2 protein-coding genes are annotated in these 1,739 nt (G+C 32.6%); both read left to right on the forward strand.

What is annotated here, in order from left to right; all coding sequences use genetic code 11:
- Positions 1-1,043: ParA family protein (locus tag A5819_RS18280; RefSeq protein WP_254907344.1), on the forward strand; the 1,043-nt coding region annotated here is incomplete at its 5' end.
- Positions 1,043-1,555, forward strand: coding sequence for a hypothetical protein (locus A5819_RS18285; protein ID WP_086281971.1), 513 nt, complete (start codon positions 1,043-1,045; stop codon positions 1,553-1,555). The genes A5819_RS18280 and A5819_RS18285, both read left to right, overlap by 1 nt.
- Positions 1,556-1,739: the final 184 nt, after the last annotated feature.

The following is a 1,739-nucleotide window of genomic DNA, read 5'->3' on the forward strand; positions in this document are numbered from 1 at the left end:
AGTTTATTCTCAATAGTAATATATTAAATTCACAAAAAATTACTTTAAATTTATTTTTAAAGAAAAGAGGTAATCACATGGCAGTAGGCATCACAGTAGCAGCGAATAAAGGCGGAGTTGGAAAAACGCTTATAACAATTAATATCACTGGTGCGCTTAGAAAGGCCTTTCCAGACGCAAAAATTTTAGTAGTCGATACTGATGCACAAGGGAATACCACTAAATCATTTAGAGTTAAAGTCGGTAACGATCAGAACACTATCTATGATGTATTTATGGGAACAGCAACTGTTGAAGAAACCATTGTCAGTACATATGATAGTAACATCGATGTCTTGCCAGCGAACTCAGATAACAACTATCTAGAATTCGACAAAATGGAAGAATTCAGAGATTCCATTTTAGAATGGTTTGTTTCATTGGTAAAAAAGTTTAAAAATAATATTTCTGAACTAATGACAATCGAAGGGCTTAAAAATAAAATGACAAACATCATCGATCCTAGCGCAAATTATTTTAATGCACTAGCTGGATCATTTGATAACGTTCAAGAAAAGTACGATTTCATAATTTATGATACTCCTCCCGAACTAAAACAAGTTACATCTTCTGTACTATCTATAGCAGACGTAGTAATTGTCCCTTATGAACCTGATTTAAATGGTGTTGACGGGGTAACACACTTGATATCTAGAGTTTTAACGCTTAAAGAAAAGTACAATCCAAATCTTCGAATCGGCGGTGTTCTAGCTAATAAAGTTTACAATACAAACCTACATGCTAAAATGATTAATTCTATGATGAAATATACCAATCGAAACAATTATCATTATTTTGATACCGAAATACCTAGATCTATTACCTTTGCTGATAAACTTGTTAGAAACGGACTTCCTATTACTATGAACGATCCAAGTAACAAGTTTGCCCAAAATTTTTATAAACTAATAAATGAAATGAACAGATTAGGTTTGTTAAGTACTGAAGGAAAAACTTTGGACATTCCTGTGCAATTACATGAAGATAGTGAGGGTGAAGAATAATGGCCAGAAAAAAAAGAGCTGCTGGTGATTTTAGTTCTGCTTTTGACGAAGAGTTAGATAATGTTGAGACTCCGGAGGACGATTTACAAAATGAAACTCTCCTTAATCCAACCAATAACCTTACCAATACTGTAGTAGAAACGATTCCTACGGACGAGGAACGTACATCGGATACTACTTCTACTTCAGATAACTCAAATAAGTTTGGATTGATCAGGCAAAATCAGCAGAATGTCTCAGAAATGATTCCTCGTACGTATAAATTACGCCAAGATACTGTTGACGGCCTAGAAAGTCTAGTATATAGAGATAAAAAACGTAATAAAAAAATTCCTGGTACAAAAGGATTTATCTCAGATTTTGTTGACAATGCTATTTGGCAGCATTTTCTCCAATTAGGTCTCATTACTGAAGAAGAAGCAAATAAACATGTTAAGGACTATAGCAAATACCCCATTAACATTGAAAACTTTACTGATTTCATGAATGGTATTGAAGAAGACTTATATTAGTCTTCTTTTTTATTACCAATAGTAATACATTACTAATATATCACTATTGGTAATGTATTATCATTAAACATAGTACTTCTTAGATTGCTATCATTTGCCTATGTCCATCTTTGCTTTCACGAATTCTCACACATTTGAACCCATGTAAAAAAACTCATATTTCTATTACCTTTAAAAAAGCAAT

The sequence above is a fragment of the Enterococcus sp. 7E2_DIV0204 genome, from assembly GCF_002140855.1.
GTDB lineage: Bacteria > Bacillota > Bacilli > Lactobacillales > Enterococcaceae > Enterococcus_L > Enterococcus_L lemimoniae.